We start from the raw sequence: 2,338 nt of genomic DNA, 5'->3' as shown, positions 1-2,338 counted from the left end.
GTGGGTCACGGCCAGCCAGATCCGCTGCACGGCCTGCCCCGCCCGCACGTGGTCGACCGGGCCGTCGTCCGGGGTGTACAGCAGCAGCAGGCACTCCCGGCCGAGCCGGTCAGCCAGGACACTCGGGTGCGGCAGGGCCGTGCTGGTGCGCACCAGGCCCGCCCAGGGCCGCGTGTCGTAGGTCAGCCGGGGCCTGGGCAGCCCGCCGCCGGCCTGGTACCCGCGCTGCGCGTTGGTCCACGTGACCAGTTCGCGTTGGTAGCCCCGGTCGGCCCGCAGCACCCGGCCGGCGTGTTCGAGCAGGGTGGCCAGCGCGGCGTTCTCCTCGAGCCCGTGCACCGGATGTGCGGCCACCCCGTCGGTTCCCGCGATCGCGATCAGCTCGCGACGCACGCCTTCGCCGACCATCCGGTCGGCGAACGGCGCCCGGTGGCTGCGCCGGTGCGGAATCGCCGCATACAGCGCACTGTCCACAGGGGAGGCCGCACGGCGGGTGGTGATCGCCACCCGGGCCACCTCGTCCGGCCGGTCCCGGTCACCGAACAACTCGGCGCGCGTGTCCCAGCCCAGCGCCCGCACGGCGAGCAGCAGGTTGGTCAGCGCGGCACCACACGAGATCAACCGGTCCCGGCCGGTGGCGTCCTGCCACGGCAGCGACAGCTCCCATCGCTCGAACAACGAGACGCTGTTACTGCCGAACTCCAGCATCCACGGCTGGGTGTTGTGCACCGACGGAGCCCGCTGGACCGCGTTCGCCACCGTCGCGACCTCGCCGCGGGTCCACTGCGTCAGGGTGGTGGTCATCGCCGGGACCTCCGTCCGATCTCGGTCTGCACGGCCGCGCAGCGCGCGGTGACGGTGGCGTCGATGCGCGCCAGTTCGGCCGCGGTCAGCACATGGGCGTCGGGGCCGGGAAAGACCAGCGCGGTCCGGCCGGTGTCCAGCCAGCGCACCAGATACGGCGGCACGCCGTCGGCCGAGCGGACCTGCTCGATCAGGCCGCGGCGAGCGTGCTGATGCTCGTCACCGGCCTCGATGACCAGCCAGTCACCCGACTGCGCGCGCATCGCGTCCTCCTCACCTCGAACCGTCTGCCTCGATGGTGGCCGGCAACGGACCGGCCCGGGCAGAGCCGCACGGCCCGCACAACGGGGACCGAAGTCCCCTCCGGGCGGGCCCTCCTTCTCTGCCGTCCCGGCCGGCACGGATGGAGGGTGGGGTCAAGCGAAAGGGGGCGGCCATGACCACCACCAGACCAGACCACGAGACCCTGCGCGGTGCGATCGCGCTGGCCGGGCGGGCACCGTCGGTGCACAACACCCAGCCGTGGCGCTTTCTGATCGGCGAGCACAGCGTGCACCTGATGGCCGACCGAACCCGGGCGCTGCCGGCCACCGACCCCGACGGCCGGGACCTGCTGATCAGCTGCGGCGCCGCCCTGCACCACCTGCGCACGGCACTGGCCGCGCTCGGCTGGAGCAGCGAGGTGCACCGCATCCCCAACCCGGCCGACCCCGACCACCTCGCCGCGCTCGAGCCGCACCGGCACACTCCGTCCGATGAGGACATCGCGCTCGCGGCGGCGATCGCCCACCGGCGCACCGACCGCCGCAGCTTCTCCTCCTGGCCGGTCCCGCCCGGGCACCTCGACCTGATGATCCGCCGCGCCGCCGAACTCGGCGCACTGCTGATCCCGGTCACCACTGGGCGCCTGCGCACCCACCTGGCCGACGCGATCAGCCAGGCCGCCAGCACCCAACAGGCAGATCCGGCCTACACCGCCGAACTGGCCGCGTGGACCGGCCGCGGCCGGCTGGCCGACGACGGTGTGCCGGCCACCAGCGCGCTGGCCCGGCCCGCGTTCCACGGCGACACCCGCATGCGCGACTTCCCGAACGGCACGCTCATCGAGTCCGCCGAGGACACCGCCGAGAGTGACGCCGGTGAGCTGCTGGTGTTGGCCACCCCCGACGACGACCCGATGTCCTGGCTGCGCGCCGGCGAAGCCGCCAGCGCCGCCCTGCTCACCGCGGCCGACCTGGACCTGGCCAGCTGCCCGCTGTCCCAGGCACTCGAGGTCGCCGACATCCGCGCCCTGGTCGAGGAGCTCGTGCTCGACAACGACGCCGTGCCCCATCTGATCCTGCGCGTCGGCTGGGCCCACCCCGCCGCCGGACCCCTCCCGCAGAGCCCCCGCCGTCCCGTCAACGAGGTCATCGACTTCCTACCCGGCACGGCCCACCGCTCCAACGACAGGTGATGACCGGACCAACTCTGAACCGAGCGGTCAACCAACAGGGCCGCCGCCGCGAACTCGTCGCGGCGGCGGCCCTGTGGT

General features: G+C 73.7%; 3 protein-coding genes. 1 reads left to right on the top strand and 2 read right to left on the bottom strand.

The window, feature by feature from the left end:
• Positions 1-804: nitroreductase (locus VFO68_RS14680; RefSeq protein ID WP_325158825.1), on the bottom strand; the 804-nt coding region annotated here is incomplete at its 3' end.
• Positions 801-1,067 (bottom strand): DUF1918 domain-containing protein, encoded by a 267-nt coding sequence (locus VFO68_RS14675; protein WP_325158824.1) that lies wholly within the window; start codon positions 1,065-1,067, stop codon positions 801-803. The genes VFO68_RS14680 and VFO68_RS14675, both read right to left, overlap by 4 nt.
• 173 nt (positions 1,068-1,240) lie before the next feature.
• Between VFO68_RS14675 and VFO68_RS14670 the strand changes: the two genes are divergently transcribed.
• Entirely contained in the window at positions 1,241-2,260 is a 1,020-nt protein-coding gene (locus VFO68_RS14670; RefSeq protein ID WP_325158823.1) for an Acg family FMN-binding oxidoreductase, read from the top strand.
• The last annotated feature ends 78 nt before the right edge of the window (positions 2,261-2,338 follow it).

The sequence above is a fragment of the Actinophytocola sp. genome (genome assembly GCF_035712165.1).
In the GTDB taxonomy this organism is placed as follows: domain Bacteria; phylum Actinomycetota; class Actinomycetes; order Mycobacteriales; family Pseudonocardiaceae; genus DASYTH01.
Note: the sequence above shows the minus strand (reverse complement) of the source record. Positions and strands in the feature narration are given on the sequence as shown.